The following is an 18,914-nucleotide window of genomic DNA, read 5'->3' on the forward strand; positions in this document are numbered from 1 at the left end:
GCCGATGTCGGGGTCAGTCCCGGTGGCTCTCGCTTGGGCGGGCCACCGAGTGCACACAGGGCGCAGCCGATTACCGAGCCTTGGTGTCAGCAATCCAATCGTCGATCTTGCGCTCCAGCACGCTCATCGGCAGCGCGCCGGTCATCAGCACCTGATCGTGGAAGGCTTTGACGTCGAACTGGTCGCCAAGCGCCGCCTGCGCCTTCTTCTTCAGGCGCTGTATGGTCAGCGCGCCGATCTTGTAGGAGAGGGCTTGGGCGGGCATGGCGATGTACCGCTCGACCTCGGCGGTGGCGTCCGTCTTCCCCATCGAGCTGTTGTCGAGCATGTACGCAATGGCCTGATCGCGGGTCCAGCCCTTGGCGTGGATGCCGGTATCCACCACCAGCCGCATCGCACGCAGCATCTCATCGTCGAGATGGCCCATGCGCTGGTAGGGGTCTTTGAACAGGCCGAAATCATAGCCCAGCGTCTCGGCATACAGCGCCCAGCCTTCGACATAGGCCGTGTTGCCGCCGAAGCGGATGAAGTCGGGGAGGCTGGCATTTTCCTGCGCGAGGCTGATCTGGAAGTGATGGCCCGGCGCGCCTTCGTGCAGATAGAGCGTCGTCATGCCCGGAATGCTGCGGGAGGGCAGGTCATAGGCGTTGAAGTAGAACACGCCGGGGCGCGTGCCATCGGGCGTGCCATTCTCGTAGGAACCGCCAGCCTCGAACTTCTCGCGGAATTCGGGATAGGGCCGGATTTCCAGCTTGGCCTTGGGCAGAGTTGAGAACTGGCTCGGCACCTTCTCATCGACGATCTTGCCGATGCGGTAGAATTCCTCCGTCATCCACTCGCGGGACTTGGGGTGAAATTCCGGGGCCTCGCGCAAATGGGTGAAGAAGGCGCCGAGCGTGCCCTTGAATCCCACCTCGTCCCGCACCTGTTCCATCTCGCTGCGGATGCGCGCCACTTCCGAGAGGCCGAGGTTATGGATATAATCCGGCGTGAGCGGCAGCGTCGTCATGCTCTTGACCAGCGCGGCATAAAGCTCCGCGCCACCCTTCATGGCGCTGAGGCCAACGCCTTCGCGTGCCACCGGCAGATAGTCCGCTTTCAGGAAGTCGCGCAGCCGCGTCTGGGCGGGGTTGATCTCGTTGATCAGCGCGTCCCGATAGGCCTTGGTCAGCCGCTGCCGGTCAGGCGGCGCGATGTCCTCGGGAAAATCCTTCACCGGCTGGTAGAAGGGCGACTCGTCCACCGGCTGGGCCAGCAGGGCGTCGAGCTGCGAGATCGTATTGCCGATGGTCAGCTTGGTCTCGACAACGCCGCTCGCCATGCCCTCGCGGAAGCGGCCGATCGCGCGGTCGAGGTAGCGGACATAGTCCTTGTGGCGCTTGAGGTTGTTCTCATAGTCGGCGAGCGTCTTGAACGGCGCCGCGCCCTTGCCGGACGACAGGGTCGGATAGAAGGTGTGCAGCCCCGTGAAATGATTGATCGGGATGACCGCGCTGATGTTGACCAGCGGCGGGCTGAGTTTCGTCAGCTTGTCCTGCACTTCCCATTCGAACACGTCATAGGCGATCTTGTTCTGGGCGTTCAGCCGGTCGCGGTTGATAGCGTGGAGAGCGGCGAGATTGTCCTGCGCGATTTTGCGCTCGGTCGCGAAATAGGCGTCGCTGATATAATCGCCCATGCGGTCGGCATGGCGCATATCACCCCGAAACAGAGCATCGAGCGGGTTGTTGGCGAGCGTGGCCTCATTGGCGCGGGCGAACAGCGCGGTCAGGCGTTGATCCTCGCTCGAGGCAGTCTGGCCGGCGGGTTGCGCCGCAGGCGTCTGGGCCAGCAGGGGCGTAGCAAAAGCGGTGGAGGCAAGCAGCAACGAGAGGCTGCGGGTAAGGCGCGGGGCGCGGAACATGGGAAGTCCTTTCCGGGAAGGTCGATCGGGGGATCGCATGCATCGATGCGTAGCGCCGCGCGCTGTTCATCACAACGCTCGACCGGCTCGTTTCGTCGCGCGAAAGCATGCTCAGCCGCACAAAAAGGGCCGCGCCGAATGTCGGCGCAGCCCTCTTCATTCTTATCCCGAAAAGGGACGCGTGATCAGCGGTAACGGAAGGCGTTGTGGATCACCTTCACGACCCTGCCGGTGCGCGTGTTCACCAGCACCGCGTCGTCATAATGGCGCACCCAGACCTGGTTCGCGCGGGGGGCATCCCAGTGGAAGCGACGCCAGTCATTCACGACATAGTTGCGGCCGTAATAGACGGGGCGGATGGTGACGCCTGCCTTGAAGTTCTGATATTTGAACGGGGCCGCGCGCCACGGGCGCTCGCGATTATAGTCGCGCACCTCGCGCTGATAGTCCCAGCGGGCGTCGCGCAGGTCACGCTTGGCATCGCGAACATCGCGACGGGCGTCGTTCACGTCGCGACGAGCTTCCCGCACATCCTGCCGGTCCTGGGCATGATAGGGCTGGGCCATCGCGGTGGTGGGGATGAGGGTGAGGGCTGCAAGCCCGCCGAGCAGAAACTTTTTCATCATGTGACACTCCTTTCAGTGCCGGCCAGGCGCCTCGTTTTGCGGCCTTGGTCGCCTGATCCTTATCGGCTCGACGGGCTGAATGGCGCGCGAACGGCTGTGTCAGCTTTCGCTCATAAGTGTCGCAATTTGTCTGAGGTTCCCCCGGGTGGCGGAGCGCGGAGTCAGGGCTTGTTACGCGGTTCCCACGGGCGCTCGCGATACCAGCGGGTCACGACATATTTGGCGCCTTTGGTAACGGGCAGGGCCGCATGCAGCGTATCGTAATTGGGGCTGCCGTCCGCTGTCATATTGTTCCAGATCAGCAGCGTGCCGGTGCGGGGCGGAATGGTCACGCCGAGGCGCGGAAATTGCGTCTCGCCGCCCGCTTCGACGTCGCACAGATAGGCCATCGCCGTCCAGCAGCGCTGTCCGCCGGTCGCCCGCATCGCCGGCCAATAGTGCACCTTCGCGGGGAAATAATCGCAATGGAGCTGGTATTGCTGGGACTCGTAATAACGCTGGCCCTGCAGCAGCTCGCCATAGTCGCCTTCGATGCCCATCAGCGCGTCGATGCGCTTCGTCACCGCGACCACGAGCGGATCGTAGATATCGAGATTGCAGCTGCTGCTGGTGCGGTACCCCGACTCGGTGCCGGAAAACAGCTTGGAGGGTTTGCACCCGGCATCGATCTTGCCGATCAGCTCGGTGCATTCCTTGGGCGTCACCAGTCCGTGGCGCAGGAACATCTCGGCCCGCTCTGTCTGCACCCGGCTGATCATCGGGTTGCGGGAGAGGCGCTGGCGCACGCGGACCCCGATCTCCGCGCGGGCTTGCGAGGGAAGTTCCGCGTCATCTGGCCAATCTTGCTTCATGCCTGTCTCCTGCCATCCCGATCCCGGGCTTAGCAAGGGGGAGGCGGTGCGCCCGCACCCAAAAAAGGACCGGCCCCTGCCGAAGCGGGAACCGGCCCAGTCTTTCCTGAAGGCCGCTCAGGAAGGGCTTGGTGCGGGCGCCGACCCGCTCACCAGAAGAAGTCGTGGATCACATCGACGACATAGCCGTCACGCGTGTCGACCAGCAGCGCATCGTCATAATAGCGCACCCAACGCAGCGAGCCGTAGACGGGCGGCAGGCGGTACTCGTAGGGATCGCTGATCCAGTAATTCCGCCCGAACAGCATGTCGTTCAGGTAGATGCCGATCGAAAAGCGGCGGTAGCCGTAGTTCCAGCCATAGGGCGCGTAATAGGTCGGCATCCTGTAGACCGAGCGATACTGCGTACGGTAGCGTTGCCAGTCATAGCGCCGGTCGTTGCGCCAGCGATTGTCCCAGCGGCGCTGGTCGGCCCAGCGTTGGCGCTCGTTCAGGCGCTGCCGCTCCCAATCGGCGCGGTCCCGGCTGGCGCTGTCATTGCGTCGCCAGTCATTGTCGCGGCGACCATCCCAGCGGCGCGCGTCGTCGCGGTCTCGCCAGTCGGTGCGGTTGCCATCCCGATTGGCCTGCTCGCGGCGGCGCTCCCATTCGGCGCGGTTCTCCGCCTGCTGGCGGTTATCGTCACGCCAGTTGGCATTGTTCCGGCTGGTGTCATTCCAGCTGCGCGGCTGATCGCGGGGACGCTCGCGCTGCTCGGGCCTGTCGGGCCGGCCGGCCTGGTCGGGTGCGCGACGGTCCTGCCAATTGGGGCGGGGCGCATCGGACGGCGCGACGCGGGTCGTGGTCACCGTAGAGGGCGCGCGCGGCTGCGGAGCCGGCTGCGGGCGCATGCCGTCCCCGCGCGACGGTCCACCGCGCTGTCCGGACCAGTCACGCCGGCGATCGCCACCGTCCTGCCGGGGCGCGGATTGCTGCTGCTGGTTCTGGTTGCGGATCCAGTCACCCCGGTTGGCGCTGCGCTCCTGCGCAGCAACCGGCGCTGTGGCCAGCATGGTGGAAGCCAGCAGGCCGAAGGTCAAAAGACGGCTCATCGTGGTTACATCCTCAAAGCAGGCGGTTCTTCGCCATTAAGGATGTGTTTACGACAAGGCCGCTGTCGTCATGCTGAACATTGCTGACAGCGATGCGAAAGCTTGTCTCGCAGCGGGACGCTCAATCGGCCGTCGAGCGCCCGTCACTGGGCGGGGTCATGGCAGGCACATGGCGCGCGGCGTCTGCTGGCGCGATGCCCGGTGCAGGCGCGGCCGCGACGCGCTCCTCGCCGCGCATGATGCGCCCCGCCTGCTTGATCGCCTCGCGAATGCGCGGATAGGTGCCGCAGCGGCAGATATTGGTCATCGCCGCGTCGATCTGCGCGTCGGTCGGGTTGCTGTTCCGGCGCAGCAGCACGGAGGCCGCCATGATCATGCCGGATTGGCAGTAACCGCATTGCGGCACCATCTGCGCTGCCCAGGCCTGCTGCACAGGATGGCTGCGATCGGGCGACAGTGCCTCGATGGTCGTGACGAACCGGCCTTCCATCGCGGCGATCGTGACCTGGCAGGAGCGGATCGCCAGACCGTCAATGTCGACCGTACAGGCGCCACAGTCGCCCGTGCCACAGCCATATTTGGTGCCGGTGAGGTTGGAGGCGTCCCGCAATGCCCACAGCAAGGGTGTCTGCGGGTCCATCTTATATTCGACCGGGCGGTCGTTGACGGTGAACTTGGTCATTGGGCCTGCGTCACTTGCCGTCGACGAGCTTGCGGGTGAAGTAGACCATCTCCATCGCCTTCAGCCGGGCGCTCTGCTCGATGTCGGCATCACCCGAATGGCCGCCTGCTGTATCCTCGTAGAAGAGATAGGGGATGCCATAATCCTTGAGCCGCGCCGCGAACTTGCGGGCGTGCTGCGGGCCGACGCGGTCGTCCTTGGTCGTCGTCCAGATATAAGGCTCGGGATAGGCCTTGCCCTTCACCACATTATGGTAGGGCGAGATCGTCTCGAGAAACGCCTTTTCCTCCGGCACCGAGACGCTGCCATATTCATCGACCCAGCTCGGCCCGGCGGCGATCTGCTCGAAGCGCAGCATGTCCAGCAGCGGCACCTGAATGACCACGGCATTCCACAGCTCGGGATGCTGGTTGAACTCCACGCCCATCAGTAGCCCGCCATTGGAGCCGCCGAAGATGCCGAACTTCTTGGGGCTGGAGAGCTTGCGCGCGAAGATGTCCTGACCCACAGCCGCAAAATCATCATAGATGATCTGGCGCTTGGTCTTGAGCCCCGCCTGATGCCAGGCTGGTCCGAACTCCCCGCCGCCACGGATGTTGGCGATGACGAAGCTGCCGCCCCGCTCCAGCCAGAGCTTGCCGATCAGCGCGGAGTAGGACGGCGTGTAGGAAACCTCGAACCCGCCATAAGCCGTCATGATCGTGGGCGTGCTGCTATCGCGCGCCATGCCCTCGCGGTGGACGATGAAATAGGGGATTTTCGTTCCGTCAGTGGAGCTGGCCTCGAACTGCTCGACCACCAGCCCGCTGGCATCGAAGCGGGCAGGCAGGGCCTTCACCTGCACCGGCGCCGGCTTGGCGGCATCGATCTGCCAGAGCGTTGTCGGCTGAAGAAAACCGGTGACAGACAGATAGGCCGCATTGTCCCGGTCGCTGGCCGCCGCGATGCCGATGGAGGCATTGTCGGGCAGGGTCAGCGCGTTCGATGTCCAGCCCGTCGCGGTCGGCGTCAATACGGCGGCGCGGCCACGCACATTGTCCGTGGTGGCGAGGATGACATGGTCGCGGGTCGTGGCGACCTGTTCGACCGATTGCCGGGCACCCGGCGCGAACAATATTTGGGGCACCAGCGTCCGCTCGGCGCGCAGATCATCGAGAGAGATCGCTACCGCGCTACCGGTCGGCACGTCCACGCCGCCGCTGCGCCAAGGCTCGCTGGTCTTGAGGATAACCCGGCCGGCGATCATGCCCGAGAGTGTGGACTTCGCCGGCAGCGGCAGTTTGCGGACGCCCTGGGGCGTGACGAGGATGTAATCATTCTCAAAGAAGGTCCGCGAGCGCACCAGAATCACCGCGCGATTGCCCGCGCCATCGTTCAGCACCGCCGGCCAAACGCCGACATCCTCCTTCGCGCCGCGAAACACCTCTGTGGCATCGCTCAGCGGCGCGCCGCGCTTCAGGGTCTTGACGACGAACGGATAGCCCGATGCCGTCAGCGTGCCTTCGCCCCAGTCGCGCGAGGCGATGAGCGTATCGGCATCGACCCAGTCGACACCCTGCTTCGATGTGGAGAGCGCAAAACCGCCCTTGACGAAGGCGCCGGTGGTGAGATCGAACTCGCGAATGTCGGTGGCATCCTCGCCACCGTCAGAGAGCGAAATCAGGCAACGCCGCTCATCCGGCTCTAGGCAGCTCGCGCCTTTCCACACCCATTTCTTCGCCTCGGCCTTGCTCAGCGCGTCGAGATCGAGCGCGGTCGTCCAGCGCGGGCTGGCCTGCGCATACTCGCTGGCGCTGGTGTGCCGCCAGATGCCCTGCGGATGCGCGGCATCCCGCCAGAAATTATAGATGCGCCCGCCGATCAGGCTCGGCATCGGGATGCGGTCGGTCGCGGTGGCGATGGCGATCGCGTCCTTCACCATGCCGGGGTAGTTCGGGTCGTTCTGCAGCACGTTCACGGTGCGCGCATTCTCCGCCTCCACCCAGGCCATGGACTTCTCGCCATGCCAGTCCTCGAGCCAGAGGAAGGGGTCGTCCTGCGCGAGCGCTGTCGTTCCGCTTGCGAGGGTGATCGCAGCCGCCATTGCCAATACCTTCATGGAGAATCTTCCCGGAAACACGCCCCTGATTGCCACCAGCGGCGTGCCGGAGCAATGCTCAGTCGCGCCAGCTCGGGTCGATCCGGTCGATCACGCGGACCATCGCGGCAAAGTCGAGCATCCCGAACCGCTCGGCCGGAATGGCCGAAAACATGTCGCGCTTGTGCACGGCCAGCACCTCGTCCGGGATGATGAGCGGCGTGCCCGCCTGCCGGGTCGCCAGCTGGATCTCGCAAGCCCGCTCGAATACGAAATAGCGCAGGAATGCCTCCGGCAACGTCTGGCCCATCACCAGCAAGCCATGGTTGCGCAGGATCATGAAGCGCTTGTCGCCCAGATTGGCGACGAGACGCGCGCCTTCCTCCGGCCGCACCGTCACGCCCTCGAAATCATGATAGGCGATGTTGCCGACCAGGAAGCCGGCATAGAAGTTCGTCGCCAGCAGCCCTTCCTGCGTAGACGAGACGGCCATGCCCGCCGTGGTGTGGGTGTGGATGATGCAATGCGCATCCGGCACATGGCGGTGGAAGACGCTGTGCTGCACGAAGCCTGCGCGGTTGACCGGGTGGGGGCTGCCATCCAGCGTGTTGCCGTCAATGTCGATCTTGACGAGATTGGATGCCTTGACCTCCGAATAATGGAGGCCGAAAGGGTTGATGAGAAACGCCTGCTCTTCGCCCGGCACGCGCAGCGAGATGTGATTATAGATCAGTTCGTCCCAGCCCATATGCGCAAAGATGCGGTAGCAGGCGGCCAGTTGCTGGCGGGCCTGCCATTTGGCATCGCTCATCGGGTGTGTTTGGGCGGCGGTGGCCATGATCCTCTCTCCTTGCGCCGGACCCTCCTGGGTCTCGTGGGGCGATGGCTTGGATGATGCGCGGGAGAGGGCGGGTTGTCGAGTGAAAGGCGGCGGCCTGTGCCGCTGTCACTGCGATGACCCGGAGCATCTGCTAACAGAGACCCGCTTTTCGCCAGCTATGGACGAGTGACGATGCAATTTTCCTCGATGATCCGCGCCAGCCTCCCGCTGGGCCTTCTCTTGCTCGGCGCCTGCGCACAGACGGCGCAGCGGCCCGCATCCCCGGCTGGCGACAGTATTGCGCGGCTGCAGATCATCGCCTTCAATGATTTTCACGGCCATATCGATACTGTCGGGCAGACCGTACTCCCGCCGGGCGCCGCAGCCGATGCGCCGCGCACGGCAGCGGGCGGGGCGATCCACTTCGCACAGGCCGTCTCCCGCCTGCGGGCCGAGAATCCCAACAGCGCCGTGGTCTCCGCCGGCGACATGATCAGCGCCTCGCCGCTCATCTCCGGCCATTTCCTCGATGAGCCGACGATCCGCGTGATGAACAAGGTCGGCGTCGATTTCAACTCGGTGGGCAATCATGAGTTCGATCGCGGGCCGGACGAGCTGCGCCGGATGCAGACCGGCGGCTGCACGCAGTTCACGCGGTTGCAGCCCTGCCAGGTAATGAGCGATTTCCCGGGCGCGCGCTTTGGCTTTCTTGCGGCGAACGTGCAGCAGGCCGATGGGCAGACCTTGTTCCCGGCTTATGGCCTCAAGCGCTTTGCCCTCGCTGGCGGCAAGACGGTGACCATCGGTTTCGTCGGCGTCACGCTCAAGGGCACGCCGGAGATTGTTGCGCCGAGCGGTGTCGCCAATCTGCGCTTCCTCGATGAAGCGGAGGCGGCCAACAGCTATGTCGCCGCGCTCAAGCAGGCCGGGGCAGAGATATTGGTGCTGCTGATCCACGAAGGCGGCTATCCGGGTGGGGAGGGCGATCCCGGCAATTGCGGCTCGCTCTCCGGACCGCTGCCGCAGATCATGGCGCGGCTCGATCCTGCTTTCGATCTGGTGATTTCCGGCCATACCCATCAGGCCTATGTCTGCCGCTATGGTACGGTTGATGCCAGCCGGCCCTTGCTCGCCACCAGCGCGGGTCAATATGGCACGCTTCTCACCCGCATCACGCTCGATTATGATGTCGCCGCACATCGGCTGGTCGATAAGCGGGCCGAGAACCTTCTTGTGGAGCAGCGCGAGGATGCGCCTGTCGCCCAGCCCGAGCTGACCGATCTCGTGGCCCGCTATCGCACGGCGGCCTCCAGCGTGAGCGACCGAGTCGTCGGCAAGCTGGCCGGCAGCCTGACCCAGATCGCCGATGTGAGCGGCCAGAGCACGCTCGGCAACTTCATCGCCGATGCGCAGTTGGCCTCCGTGCAAGCGCCGGAGCGGGGCGGGGCGCAGCTGGCCCTCATGAATCCCGGTGGGCTCCGCGCGCCTATCGCGCCCTTGGCCGATGGCAGCGTGCGCTTTGGCGATCTCTACTCCGCGCAGCCCTTCGGCAATGTGGTGCTCGTCAAGCAGCTCTCGGGCGCAGACATCCGTGCCGCGCTGGAGCAGCAGTTCACCCGTGGCGATCGCCCGTCGATTCTCAGCGTTTCCAGGGGATTCAGCTATGAATTCGACGCCAGCCGTCCCGCCGGCGCACGCGTCTTCAACATCCGCCTGAATGGCGCGGCGCTGCGAGACGAGGGGACTTATCGGGTCGCCATGAACAATTTCATCGCGCAGGGCGGTGATGGGCTGCGGCTGTTCGCGCCGGCGCCGGTGCTGGCCGAAGGGCCGGTGGATGTGGACGCGCTGGAGGTGTATATCGCCAGCGACTCGTATCGCGGCCCACCTGCCCTGGACCGCATCCGCAATGTCACACCGCAATGATTGTGGCCTTTTCCAAGCCTTTCCGGTCTTGATCCGGTAAGGTCACCCTGATAAGGGCAGCCCGTTCCGCCGTGGCAGATTGTCGCGGCGTATGTTATTTTAGGCAGATTGATACCGCGTCCGGAGTGTGCTCCGGTCCCTGCGGACAAGCGATAGAACTGGAGACTGACGAGCTTATGCAAATCATCGTGCGCGACAACAACGTCGACCAGGCGCTGCGGGCGCTCAAGAAGAAGCTGCAGCGTGAGGGCGTTTATCGCGAGATGAAGCTCCGTCGTCACTATGAGAAGCCCTCCGAGAAGCGTGCGCGCGAGAAGGCTGCGGCCATCCGTCGTGCCCGCAAGCTGGAGCGCAAGCGCGCCGAGCGCGACGGCGCCCGTTAAGGTGCATTCAGGGCCGCGTTTGCGGCCCTGTTGATTCTCCCGGTTTCAATAAGAAGAGGCACGGCCCATGTCCGTCACGGCGGTTCCCTTGCAGCCCATCCGGCGCGGTTCGGTTCGTCGTTTCTGGCTTGCGGTCGTGCTGGTGCTGGCCGTTGCGGCGGTGTTGGCCTGGGCCGGCAGCCGCCAGTTCGGTCATACCGCCAGCGGCCTGCGCTATCAGATGATCACGCAAGGGTCGGGCGAAAGCCCCACGCTCGATGATTTTGCGCTCGTGGCCTATAAGGGCACGCTGCCCGATGGTACGGTGTTCGACGAGAATGAGAGCGCGCCGATGGACCTGCAGTCGCTGGTCCCCGGCTTTGCCGAGGCGGTGACCCTGCTCAAGCGCGGCGGCAGCATTCGCGCATGGATCCCCGCCGAGCTGGCTTATGGCGACAGCCCCCCTCCGGGCGGCGTCATCCCGCCGAACACGCCCTTGCAGTTCGAGATCAAGCTGCTTGAGTTCAAATCCCGTGCCGAGGTCATGCAGGCCCAGCAGATGATGCAGATGCAGCAGATGATGCAGCAGCAGGGCGGAGGTCCGGGTGGCCCGGGCGCGATGCCGCCGGGCGCGCCGGAGATGCCGCAGCCCTGATGGCGAAGGGGCGCCGATCCGACGCCCGCTTCACACATCCCATTCCCGGCCCGGCATCTGGGCCGTCACCCGGCTGAACGCCTCATCCGCCAATGACCGGCCGGCCATAATTCTTGGCATAGGCATTTTCGACACCGGTCAGAATTTCGACGATATCGAAATAACGGTCCCAAAAGGCTGTTTCCCGCAGGTCCTCGACCAGCAACTGATAGGCGTGGTGGTCGATCGCATCCCACATCCAGATGTCGGTGACGCGCGTCGCGTAGAACTCCACGTCGAAGAAGCGCAGCGCAACCTTGCCGGCGTGCTTGCGCAAAATGGGCGCGAATTGCTCACCCAGCAGCGCGAAACGCTGATCGACGGGAAAGCCGAGCCACTCCGGCGACGTCTTGACGAGCATGAAGACGGTGAGGGCGGGTTCGATCGAAAGGCTTGCATGAGTCATGGTAGGTCCTTGTCAGTCTGTGTCTGCGCGGACTAAATGCGAGCAAATGCTCAAGATTGGCTACTCGCATTGACGTCATGACCAACATCCCTTCCCAGCAGCGCTCCATCCCCAGAAAATCGCCGCGGCAGAGCCGCTCTTTGGAGACGGTAAAGGCCATCGTCGAAGCGACGGCTCGCATTCTGGAGGAAAAGGGACTCGGCGGACTGACCACCAATGCCGTTGCCGAACGTGCCGGCGTCAGCATCGGGTCGCTGTATCAGTACTTTCCGGGCAAGGACGCCCTGATTGGCGCGCTGATTTTGCGGGAAGCCGCGCTGCTGATCGCCGATTGGGAGGCGGCGACAACGGCCGAGACGGGGCAGGCGGCGCTGGCTCTGCTGATCGCAGCAGCGGTCGCGCATCAACTCCGGCGCCCCGTTTTGGCGCGCCTTCTTGATATCGAGGAGGCGCGGCTGCCGCTCGATCCGGCAGTTCACGCGGTGAGCGTGCGGCTCCGCGAGATCGTCACCGGCGTGTTACAGCGCCCGGATCTTCCACCCCACGCCGATACGGCGCTTGCCGCGCAGGATATGCTCGCGATCATCAAGGGCATGGTCGACGCGGCTGGTGCGCATGGAGAGCTGGACCGGCCCGGTCTGGAAGAACGCGTCGGCCGTGCCGTGCGCGGCTATCTCGGCTGTCGGTGAAGAGCCGCTCTTACCGCAAAAGCGCTTAGCGCTGCGCGGAACCTGCTGTCTCTTCAGGGTGCAGCGACATCCCTGCCCGGCCACTTCGGAAGCTGCTGATCCAGGTGGCCGGATTGAGCCGCGTCGAGCCGTCGAGCGAGAAGGTGATAAATTCGGCGCGGCCACCCAGCGATTCCCAAGGCACCGGGCCGCCAAGGCCCTGCATTGCGGCGGAGACGCGGCTGTCCGCGCTATTGTCGCGGTTATCGCCCATCAGGAACACATGGCTGGCAGGGATGCGCACTGGGCCGTACCAGTCGGTCTCGCGTGCGCCCATGTCGATGATCGTGTAGCTGCGCCCATTGGGCAGCGTCTCACGCAGCACCGGGAGCACGCACACCTGCGTGCCATCCGGCTGTGCCTCAAGCGCGCCGGGGAACTGGCGCGGATCGCACCGGCTATTGGCGTCCACCGGCATTCGCATGGCGGGCAGGGCTTCCTGCTTCACCGGCTTGCCGTTGAGGATCACCACGCCGTCGCGCACTTCCAGCAGATCGCCGGGCAGGCCGATGACGCGCTTGATATAATCCTCGTTGCTGTTCTGCGGCGTCACGATCGCGATGTCGCCGCGCTCGGGCATCTTGCCCCAAACGCGCCCGTTCATGAATGGCAGCGTGACACCCCAGGGCTCGGGCGGTCCGCCGAGCAACGTCGTGCGCAGGATCGCTGCCGGATTGGGAATCGTCGGGGAGACGTAGGACCAGCCATAGGCATATTTGGAGACGATGAGCCGGTCGCCCACCAACATGGTCGGCATCATCGATTCGGACGGGATGTAGAAAGGCTTGGCCACAAAGCTGTGGAACGCCAGCACCGCCGCCAGCAGCAACACGATGCTCTTGATCTCGCCGACCCAATCGGTCTTCTTGTCAGCGCGTTTCCGGCGCGTTTCCTGCGCCTTGATCGATGCCTCATCCGTCACGGAAAGCGCGCCTCCAGAATGACGAACGCCTGCGCCCAGGGATGATCGTCGGTCAATGTCAGGTGAACAAATAGGCTGGCGCCGGGCGGGGTCAAGGCATCCAGTCGCGCTTTGGCGCCGCCCGTGAGGGCAAGCGTCGGTGCGCCGGAGGGTAGATTGACGACGCCAATGTCCTTCATGAAGACGCCGGCCTTGAATCCGGTGCCGACTGCCTTGCTGAAGGCCTCCTTGGCTGCGAAGCGCTTGGCCAATGTGCCCGCCTTGGTGAATGGCCGCCGATTGGCCCGGGCGATTTCATGATCGGTGAACACCCGATGCTCGAATCGCGCTCCGAACCGGTCCAGAGAAGCCTGGATTCGCTCGATATTGCAAAGATCAGAGCCCAGGCCGACGATCATGCCTGGCCGCGCGCCTCGTCCATCAGCCTGCGCATCTGCGCCACGCTGTCGCGCAGGCCCAAGAAGATCGCCTCGCCGATAAGGAAGTGGCCGATATTGAGTTCAGTGACCTGCGGAATCGCTGCGATCGGCGCGACATTCTCGTAAGTCAGGCCATGGCCGGCATGGGGCTCGATGCCGTTCTTGGCGGCCAGTGCTGCCATGTCGGTGATGCGGCGAAGTTCCGCAGCTTGTTCGGGGCCTTCGACCTCGCAATATTTGCCCGTGTGCAATTCCACCACCGGCACCTTGAGGCGCAGCGCCGCATCGATCTGGCGCGGATCGGCCTCGATGAACAGCGAGACGCGGCAGCCCGCTTCGCCGAGCCGATCCACCATGGGCGCGAGGTGATTGTGCAACCCGGCCGCATCCAGCCCGCCCTCGGTCGTGCGCTCCTCGCGGCGCTCCGGCACGAGGCAGACGGCGTGCGGCTTATGGCGCAGCGCGATCTCCAGCATTTCCTGTGTCGCCGCCATCTCGAAATTGAACGGGATCTCCAACTCGGCGGACAGGCGCGCAATGTCCTTATCCGTGATGTGCCGGCGATCTTCGCGCAAATGTGCGGTGATGCCGTCGGCGCCGGCTTCCTGCGCGAGCAGGGCGGCGCGAACCGGATCAGGGTAGGAGGCGCCCCGCGCGTTGCGGATGGTCGCCACATGATCGATGTTGACGCCCAGGCGCAGGTGGCGGCCGCACTGGTCCGCCATTGCTGTCATGCCCGGCTGCCCGGCTTGGTCGCCGGGATCGCTGCCAGTTCGGGCGGCAGATCGTCAGCGTCGTACACAGGGAAGTTGAGGCTCACGAGCGGGAAGAAGGGCACGCCGAGATTGGCCTCGCCGGCCGAGCGATCGACCACGGCGGCTTCGGCGATGACCTCGCCGCCTTCCGCGCGCACCGCTTCCATCGCCTGGCGGGAGGAGAGGCCGGTCGTCACGACGTCCTCGACCATCAACACCTTCTGGCCGGGTGTTAGCGAGAAACCGCGACGGAACAAGAAGGTGCCCTGCGGCCGCTCGAGAAACAGCGCATCGCAGCCCAGCGCCCGGCCCATTTCGTGGCCGATGATGATGCCGCCCATCGCCGGCGAGACAACGACGTCGATGGCGGCGCGAATATCACGCGGGATAGACTGGGCGATCGCAACGGCGATGCGGCCGGCGCGCTCGGGATTCATCAGCACGCGCGCGCACTGCAGATAGTTGGCGCTGTGCTTGCCCGAGGACAGCAGAAAATGCCCCTGGAGCAGCGCGTCACAGGCGCGAAATTCAGCGAGCACTTCCGATTCTGTCATGTTTCCGCGACCTCTTATATAGAGCGGCGCAGATAGCGGCGGACGGGCTGACAATCAACGGCTGGCATTCGGGCAATTTCTGCGCTTGAGGCTGGGAGGCTGGCTGCGTATAGGGGCCGCAAGATCAATGAGGGGGGCCGCAGTCGATGTCTTTCGCTAGCGGCCTGAAATTGAAGGCAGGTCGACCGCATGACTAGAAGAATCAATGGCTTCATGGTGGCGATCGCGCTCGGACTGAGCACGCTCGCGCCATCTTCCGCTTTCGGGCAGGCAGAACAGGCTGCTGCGCCCGCGGCGTCGACTGCGGAAGCCGCACCGGCCGCCGCCGCTGCGCCCGCAGCTCCCGCCGCGCCGGCGTTCGATCATGCCGCGCCGATTGAAGGCATCGGCCAGCCTGCCGTGGGCGAGACGACCTTCCAGAAGCAGGTGACCTCCACGGGCAATTATGCGCTGTGGATGCACAATGTGATTCTGCTGCCGGTCATCACGGTTATCTCGCTGTTCGTGCTCGGGCTGCTGCTCTGGGTCGTGGTGCGCTATCGTCGCGCCGCCAACCCGGTGCCCTCGCGCACCTCGCACAACACGGCGATCGAGATCGTCTGGACGCTGGCGCCGGTGCTGATCCTCATCGGTATCGCCATTCCGTCGATCGACCTGCTGGCCAAGCAGTTCAAACCGGCCCCGGCCAACGCCATCACCCTCAAGGTGACCGGCTATCAGTGGTACTGGGGTTATGAGTATCCCGATCTCGGCATCGGCGAATATGTCTCCAACATGCTGCCGCCCGAAGAAGCGCTCAAGCGTGGCGAGCCCCGTCTGCTTGGCGTCGACAATCGCGTCGTCTTGCCGGTCGGCGTGCCCATCAAGGCGATCATCACCGCGGCTGACGTGATCCACTCCTTCTCGATTCCCGCCTTCTGGGTGAAGGAAGATGCTGTGCCGGGTCGCCTCAACGAGAAGACCTTCACCATCGAGAAGGAAGGCGTCTATTACGGCGTCTGCTCGGAGCTGTGCGGTGCACGCCATGGCTTCATGCCGATCTCGATCGAAGCGGTGAGCCCCGAGCGGTTCGCACAGTGGGTCCGCTCACAGGGTGGCCAGATGCCGGGTGACGCAGCCGCGCCTGCCGCTGCCGCCGAAGCACCTGCCGCCGCTCCTGCTCCCGCCAACGCCGAGACGCCCGCTGCGGCGCCCGCGACTGCATCCTGAGGACTTCCAAGATGAGCACCACAACCGCAGACGATTTCCACGGGGCGCACGCCCATGGCGATCATGATGCCGATCACAAGCCGGGCTTCTTCGTCCGCTGGTTCATGTCGACGAACCACAAGGACATCGGCACGCTTTACCTGATCTTCGCGATCATGGCCGGCGTCATTGGCGGCGCCATCTCGGGCCTCATGCGTCTCGAGCTGGCTGAGCCGGGTATTCAGTATCTCCAGCATTGGGCCACCTTCGCGGACGGTCCCGATGCGACGATCGATCAGGCCTATCACCTCTGGAACGTGCTGATCACGGCCCACGGCCTCATCATGGTGTTCTTCATGGTGATGCCGGCGATCATCGGCGGCTTCGGCAACTGGTTCGTCCCGATCATGATCGGCGCGCCGGACATGGCCTTCCCGCGGATGAACAATATCAGCTTCTGGCTGCTCATCCCTGCCTTCCTGCTCCTGCTCGGCTCGGCCTTCGTGCCCGGCGGCACCGGCAATGGCGCGGGCACCGGCTGGACCGTCTATGCCCCGCTGTCCACCAGCGGCAGCCCTGGTCCGGCGGTCGACATGGCGATTCTCTCGCTGCACATCGCCGGCGCCAGCTCGATCCTGGGCGCGATCAACTTCATCACCACCATCTTCAACATGCGCGCACCGGGGATGACCATCCACAAGATGCCGCTGTTCGTGTGGTCGGTGCTGGTCACCGCCTTCCTGCTGCTGCTCGCGCTGCCCGTGCTGGCCGCGGCCATCACCATGCTGCTGACCGATCGTAACTTCGGCACCGTCTTCTATGACGCGGCCGGCGGCGGCGACCCGGTTCTCTATCAGCACCTGTTCTGGTTCTTCGGTCACCCCGAAGTGTACATCATGATTCTGCCGGGCTTCGGCATCGTCAGCCAGATCGTGTCCACCTTCAGTCGCAAGCCCGTCTTCGGTTATCTCGGCATGGCCTATGCCATGGTCGCCATCGGCGTCGTCGGCTTCATCGTGTGGGCGCACCACATGTTCACCACCGGCATGACCGTGAACATGAAGATGTACTTCACGGCGGCTACCATGGTCATCGCGGTGCCGACCGGCGTGAAGATCTTCTCGTGGATCGCCACGATGTGGGGCGGCTCGATGAGCTTCAAGACGCCCATGGTCTGGTCGCTCGGCTTCATCTTCATGTTCACCGTTGGTGGCGTGACCGGCGTCGTGCTCGCCAATGGCGGTATCGACGACAACCTCCACGACACCTATTATGTGGTCGCGCACTTCCACTATGTGCTGTCGCTCGGCGCGGTGTTCTCGCTGTTCGCAGGCTTCTACTACTGGTTCCCGAAGATGTTCGGGAAGATGTACAGCGAGTTCCTGGGCCAGCTCCACTTCTGGGTGTTCTTCATCGGCGTGAACATCATGTTCTTCCCGATGCACTTCCTGGGCATGAGTGGCATGCAGCGCCGCGTGCCGGACTACACCGATGCGCTGGCCTACTGGAACGGCATCGCCTCGTTCGGTTATGCGATCATGGGCGTGGGCGTTCTGATCTTCTTCGTGAACGTCTTCATCTCGCTGCTGGCCGGCAAGAAGGCCGCTGCCAATCCGTGGGGCGAGGGTGCCACGACGCTGGAATGGACGCTGTCCAGCCCGCCGCCGTACCACCAGTTCGAAACTCTGCCGGTCATCGATTGATCGACAGCGGGTTTCACCCGCGAGCCGCCGTCTTCAGGGTGGCGGCTTGAACAGACAAGATGGCGATCGGGGGCGCGCAAGCGCTCCCGCTTGCGATATGAACTGACGAGTTGAACTGAACGCAAGGTCAGAGGTTTTGGCGAGCAAGGCATCGATCATGGGCACCGCGCCACAACAGTCTCCGCTTGGCGGGTCGACGGTTCCGCTCCCGGCGGACTGGCGCGATCTGCTCGCGCTGACCAAGCCGCGCGTGCTGACGCTCGTGGTCTTCACCGGCCTGTGCGGATTGCTGGTCGCACCCGGCAGCCTGTCTCCGGTGCTCGCCTTTACCGCCATTCTCTGCATCGCTCTCGGCGCCGGTGCGGCAGGTGCGCTCAATCAATGGTATGAGGTCGACCGCGACGCGAAGATGAAACGCACCGCAGGTCGTCCGCTGCCGGCCGGCCGGATGAGCCGGGAAACGGCGCTGCATTTCGGCGTCGGCCTCGCTGCCTTTTCCGTGCTGCTGATGGGCTTTGCGACCAACTGGCTTGCCGCCGGCATCCTGGCGACGTCGATCCTCTTCTATGTGTTCATCTACACTATCTGGCTCAAGCCACGCACGGCGCAGAATATCGTGATCGGTGGTGCGGCCGGCGCCTTTCCGCCATTGATCGGCTGGGCGGCCGTGACGGGCGATGTGGCGCTGCTGCCGATCGCTCTGTTCATGCTCATCTTCTTCTGGACCCCGCCGCACTTCTGGTCGCTCGCGCTGTTCGTGCGGATGGATTACGCCAATGCCGGCATCCCGATGCTGCCGGTGGTGGCCGGTGAGGTGACCACCCGCCGCCAGATCCTGGGCTATACCAGCATCATGGGCGTCGCCGCGCTGGCGCCGGTGGTCCTGCGGCTGACCGGCCCGATCTATGGCGTGACCGCTTTGCTGGCGACGGCGGTGTTCGCGGCCATGGCCCTGCAGGTCTCGCTGCGCCGGGAGAGCGATCCGGCCCAGATGAAGCCGGAGCGGCGGCTGTTCAAATATTCGGTTCTCTATCTTTTCCTGCTCTTCGGCGCGGTTGTCGTCGACCATTGGGTGTTTGCGGCATGACCCCTGAAGACCAGAAACTCATTCAGGAGCGCCAGCGGGCGCGGGCGCGCATCATGGCGTGGATTCTCGCCGCACTGGTGGTGCTGTTCTTTGCGATCACCATCGCGAAAATGGCCTGAG

General features: G+C 64.3%; 20 protein-coding genes. 8 read left to right on the plus strand and 12 right to left on the minus strand.

Annotated elements, in window-relative coordinates; translation table 11 throughout:
• Positions 1-70 precede the first annotated feature (70 nt).
• The 7 genes from M2342_RS06295 to M2342_RS06325 form a co-directional block, all read right to left on the minus strand.
• The gene (locus M2342_RS06295) at positions 71-1,903 is read right to left on the minus strand and encodes a DUF885 domain-containing protein (RefSeq protein WP_264578459.1); all 1,833 of its coding nucleotides are present in this window, start codon (positions 1,901-1,903) and stop codon (positions 71-73) included.
• Between the two features lie 185 nt (positions 1,904-2,088).
• Positions 2,089-2,529 (minus strand): RcnB family protein, encoded by a 441-nt coding sequence (locus tag M2342_RS06300; protein WP_264578460.1) that lies wholly within the window; start codon positions 2,527-2,529, stop codon positions 2,089-2,091.
• A gap of 161 nt (positions 2,530-2,690) precedes the next feature.
• On the minus strand, positions 2,691-3,380 hold the full coding sequence (locus tag M2342_RS06305; RefSeq protein ID WP_264578461.1) for a prolyl hydroxylase family protein: 690 nt from the start codon (positions 3,378-3,380) through the stop codon (positions 2,691-2,693).
• Between the two features lie 149 nt (positions 3,381-3,529).
• Positions 3,530-4,471, minus strand: coding sequence for an RcnB family protein (locus M2342_RS06310; protein WP_264578462.1), 942 nt, complete (start codon positions 4,469-4,471; stop codon positions 3,530-3,532).
• Positions 4,472-4,592: 121 nt separating this feature from the next.
• Entirely contained in the window at positions 4,593-5,153 is a 561-nt protein-coding gene (locus tag M2342_RS06315; RefSeq protein ID WP_264578463.1) for a (2Fe-2S)-binding protein, read from the minus strand.
• Between the two features lie 10 nt (positions 5,154-5,163).
• The gene (locus M2342_RS06320) at positions 5,164-7,251 is read right to left on the minus strand and encodes a prolyl oligopeptidase family serine peptidase (protein WP_264578464.1); all 2,088 of its coding nucleotides are present in this window, start codon (positions 7,249-7,251) and stop codon (positions 5,164-5,166) included.
• A gap of 58 nt (positions 7,252-7,309) precedes the next feature.
• A complete protein-coding gene (locus tag M2342_RS06325; protein WP_264578465.1) occupies positions 7,310-8,068 on the minus strand; it encodes a class II aldolase/adducin family protein in 759 nt (252 codons plus the stop codon).
• A gap of 174 nt (positions 8,069-8,242) precedes the next feature.
• Between M2342_RS06325 and M2342_RS06330 the strand changes: the two genes are divergently transcribed.
• The 3 genes from M2342_RS06330 to M2342_RS06340 all read left to right on the plus strand — a co-directional run bounded on the left by M2342_RS06330 (position 8,243) and on the right by M2342_RS06340 (position 10,993).
• The gene (locus M2342_RS06330) at positions 8,243-9,976 is read left to right on the plus strand and encodes a bifunctional metallophosphatase/5'-nucleotidase (protein WP_264578466.1); all 1,734 of its coding nucleotides are present in this window, start codon (positions 8,243-8,245) and stop codon (positions 9,974-9,976) included.
• A 176-nt stretch (positions 9,977-10,152) separates the two neighbouring features.
• Positions 10,153-10,359: a 30S ribosomal protein S21 gene (gene rpsU / locus M2342_RS06335; protein WP_181560196.1), complete on the plus strand. Its 207-nt coding sequence runs from the start codon at positions 10,153-10,155 to the stop codon at positions 10,357-10,359.
• Between the two features lie 67 nt (positions 10,360-10,426).
• On the plus strand, positions 10,427-10,993 hold the full coding sequence (locus M2342_RS06340; protein ID WP_264578467.1) for an FKBP-type peptidyl-prolyl cis-trans isomerase: 567 nt from the start codon (positions 10,427-10,429) through the stop codon (positions 10,991-10,993).
• Positions 10,994-11,075: 82 nt separating this feature from the next.
• Here M2342_RS06340 and M2342_RS06345 read toward each other — a convergent pair whose 3' ends face one another.
• Positions 11,076-11,438, minus strand: coding sequence for a darcynin family protein (locus M2342_RS06345; protein ID WP_264578468.1), 363 nt, complete (start codon positions 11,436-11,438; stop codon positions 11,076-11,078).
• 77 nt (positions 11,439-11,515) lie between these two features.
• On the opposite strand from M2342_RS06345, the gene M2342_RS06350 reads away from it, so the two are divergent.
• Positions 11,516-12,127: a TetR/AcrR family transcriptional regulator gene (locus M2342_RS06350; RefSeq protein ID WP_264578469.1), complete on the plus strand. Its 612-nt coding sequence runs from the start codon at positions 11,516-11,518 to the stop codon at positions 12,125-12,127.
• A 25-nt stretch (positions 12,128-12,152) separates the two neighbouring features.
• Here the strand turns inward: M2342_RS06350 and lepB are convergent, their stop codons facing one another.
• Genes lepB through pyrE form a run of 4 tightly spaced genes read right to left on the minus strand, consistent with a single transcriptional unit; the run spans position 12,153 to position 14,816 of the window.
• Positions 12,153-13,070, minus strand: a complete 918-nt coding sequence (gene lepB, locus M2342_RS06355; RefSeq protein WP_264580003.1) for a signal peptidase I — start codon at positions 13,068-13,070, stop codon at positions 12,153-12,155.
• 14 nt (positions 13,071-13,084) lie between these two features.
• Positions 13,085-13,486: a holo-ACP synthase gene (gene acpS / locus M2342_RS06360; protein ID WP_264578470.1), complete on the minus strand. Its 402-nt coding sequence runs from the start codon at positions 13,484-13,486 to the stop codon at positions 13,085-13,087.
• Positions 13,483-14,241, minus strand: a complete 759-nt coding sequence (locus tag M2342_RS06365; RefSeq protein WP_264578471.1) for a pyridoxine 5'-phosphate synthase — start codon at positions 14,239-14,241, stop codon at positions 13,483-13,485. Before M2342_RS06365 ends, acpS begins: the two co-directional genes overlap by 4 nt.
• A complete protein-coding gene (gene pyrE / locus M2342_RS06370) occupies positions 14,238-14,816 on the minus strand; it encodes an orotate phosphoribosyltransferase (protein WP_264573260.1) in 579 nt (192 codons plus the stop codon). Before pyrE ends, M2342_RS06365 begins: the two co-directional genes overlap by 4 nt.
• A 189-nt stretch (positions 14,817-15,005) precedes the next feature.
• On the opposite strand from pyrE, the gene coxB reads away from it, so the two are divergent.
• From coxB to M2342_RS06390, 4 genes are all read left to right on the plus strand, one after another.
• Positions 15,006-16,025: a cytochrome c oxidase subunit II gene (gene coxB, locus M2342_RS06375; RefSeq protein ID WP_264578472.1), complete on the plus strand. Its 1,020-nt coding sequence runs from the start codon at positions 15,006-15,008 to the stop codon at positions 16,023-16,025.
• A gap of 11 nt (positions 16,026-16,036) precedes the next feature.
• Positions 16,037-17,707, plus strand: a complete 1,671-nt coding sequence (ctaD, locus tag M2342_RS06380; RefSeq protein WP_264578473.1) for a cytochrome c oxidase subunit I — start codon at positions 16,037-16,039, stop codon at positions 17,705-17,707.
• A gap of 157 nt (positions 17,708-17,864) precedes the next feature.
• A complete protein-coding gene (locus M2342_RS06385; protein WP_264580004.1) occupies positions 17,865-18,794 on the plus strand; it encodes a heme o synthase in 930 nt (309 codons plus the stop codon).
• Entirely contained in the window at positions 18,791-18,913 is a 123-nt protein-coding gene (locus tag M2342_RS06390; protein WP_264570860.1) for a hypothetical protein, read from the plus strand. The genes M2342_RS06385 and M2342_RS06390 overlap by 4 nt, the downstream gene beginning before the upstream one ends.
• Position 18,914: the final 1 nt, after the last annotated feature.

Source organism: Sphingobium sp. B8D3A (genome assembly GCF_025961995.1).
Taxonomy (GTDB): Bacteria; Pseudomonadota; Alphaproteobacteria; order Sphingomonadales; family Sphingomonadaceae; genus Sphingobium.

Bases quoted from the DNA above. Each gene is read 5' to 3' on its own strand.
- rpsU (WP_181560196.1), top strand. From the start codon at position 10,153: ATGCAAATCATCGTGCGCGACAACAACGTCGACCAGGCGCTGCGGGCG.
- pyrE (WP_264573260.1), bottom strand. From the start codon at position 14,816: ATGACAGAATCGGAAGTGCTCGCTGAATTTCGCGCCTGTGACGCGCTG.
- coxB (WP_264578472.1), top strand. From the start codon at position 15,006: ATGACTAGAAGAATCAATGGCTTCATGGTGGCGATCGCGCTCGGACTG.
- acpS (WP_264578470.1), bottom strand. From the start codon at position 13,486: ATGATCGTCGGCCTGGGCTCTGATCTTTGCAATATCGAGCGAATCCAG.
- M2342_RS06385 (WP_264580004.1), top strand. From the start codon at position 17,865: ATGGGCACCGCGCCACAACAGTCTCCGCTTGGCGGGTCGACGGTTCCG.
- M2342_RS06365 (WP_264578471.1), bottom strand. From the start codon at position 14,241: ATGACAGCAATGGCGGACCAGTGCGGCCGCCACCTGCGCCTGGGCGTC.
- M2342_RS06330 (WP_264578466.1), top strand. From the start codon at position 8,243: ATGCAATTTTCCTCGATGATCCGCGCCAGCCTCCCGCTGGGCCTTCTC.
- M2342_RS06295 (WP_264578459.1), bottom strand. From the start codon at position 1,903: ATGTTCCGCGCCCCGCGCCTTACCCGCAGCCTCTCGTTGCTGCTTGCC.
- M2342_RS06305 (WP_264578461.1), bottom strand. From the start codon at position 3,380: ATGAAGCAAGATTGGCCAGATGACGCGGAACTTCCCTCGCAAGCCCGC.
- M2342_RS06300 (WP_264578460.1), bottom strand. From the start codon at position 2,529: ATGATGAAAAAGTTTCTGCTCGGCGGGCTTGCAGCCCTCACCCTCATC.
- M2342_RS06390 (WP_264570860.1), top strand. From the start codon at position 18,791: ATGACCCCTGAAGACCAGAAACTCATTCAGGAGCGCCAGCGGGCGCGG.
- M2342_RS06310 (WP_264578462.1), bottom strand. From the start codon at position 4,471: ATGAGCCGTCTTTTGACCTTCGGCCTGCTGGCTTCCACCATGCTGGCC.
- ctaD (WP_264578473.1), top strand. From the start codon at position 16,037: ATGAGCACCACAACCGCAGACGATTTCCACGGGGCGCACGCCCATGGC.
- M2342_RS06315 (WP_264578463.1), bottom strand. From the start codon at position 5,153: ATGACCAAGTTCACCGTCAACGACCGCCCGGTCGAATATAAGATGGAC.
- M2342_RS06350 (WP_264578469.1), top strand. From the start codon at position 11,516: ATGACCAACATCCCTTCCCAGCAGCGCTCCATCCCCAGAAAATCGCCG.
- M2342_RS06320 (WP_264578464.1), bottom strand. From the start codon at position 7,251: ATGAAGGTATTGGCAATGGCGGCTGCGATCACCCTCGCAAGCGGAACG.
- M2342_RS06340 (WP_264578467.1), top strand. From the start codon at position 10,427: ATGTCCGTCACGGCGGTTCCCTTGCAGCCCATCCGGCGCGGTTCGGTT.
- M2342_RS06325 (WP_264578465.1), bottom strand. From the start codon at position 8,068: ATGGCCACCGCCGCCCAAACACACCCGATGAGCGATGCCAAATGGCAG.
- M2342_RS06345 (WP_264578468.1), bottom strand. From the start codon at position 11,438: ATGACTCATGCAAGCCTTTCGATCGAACCCGCCCTCACCGTCTTCATG.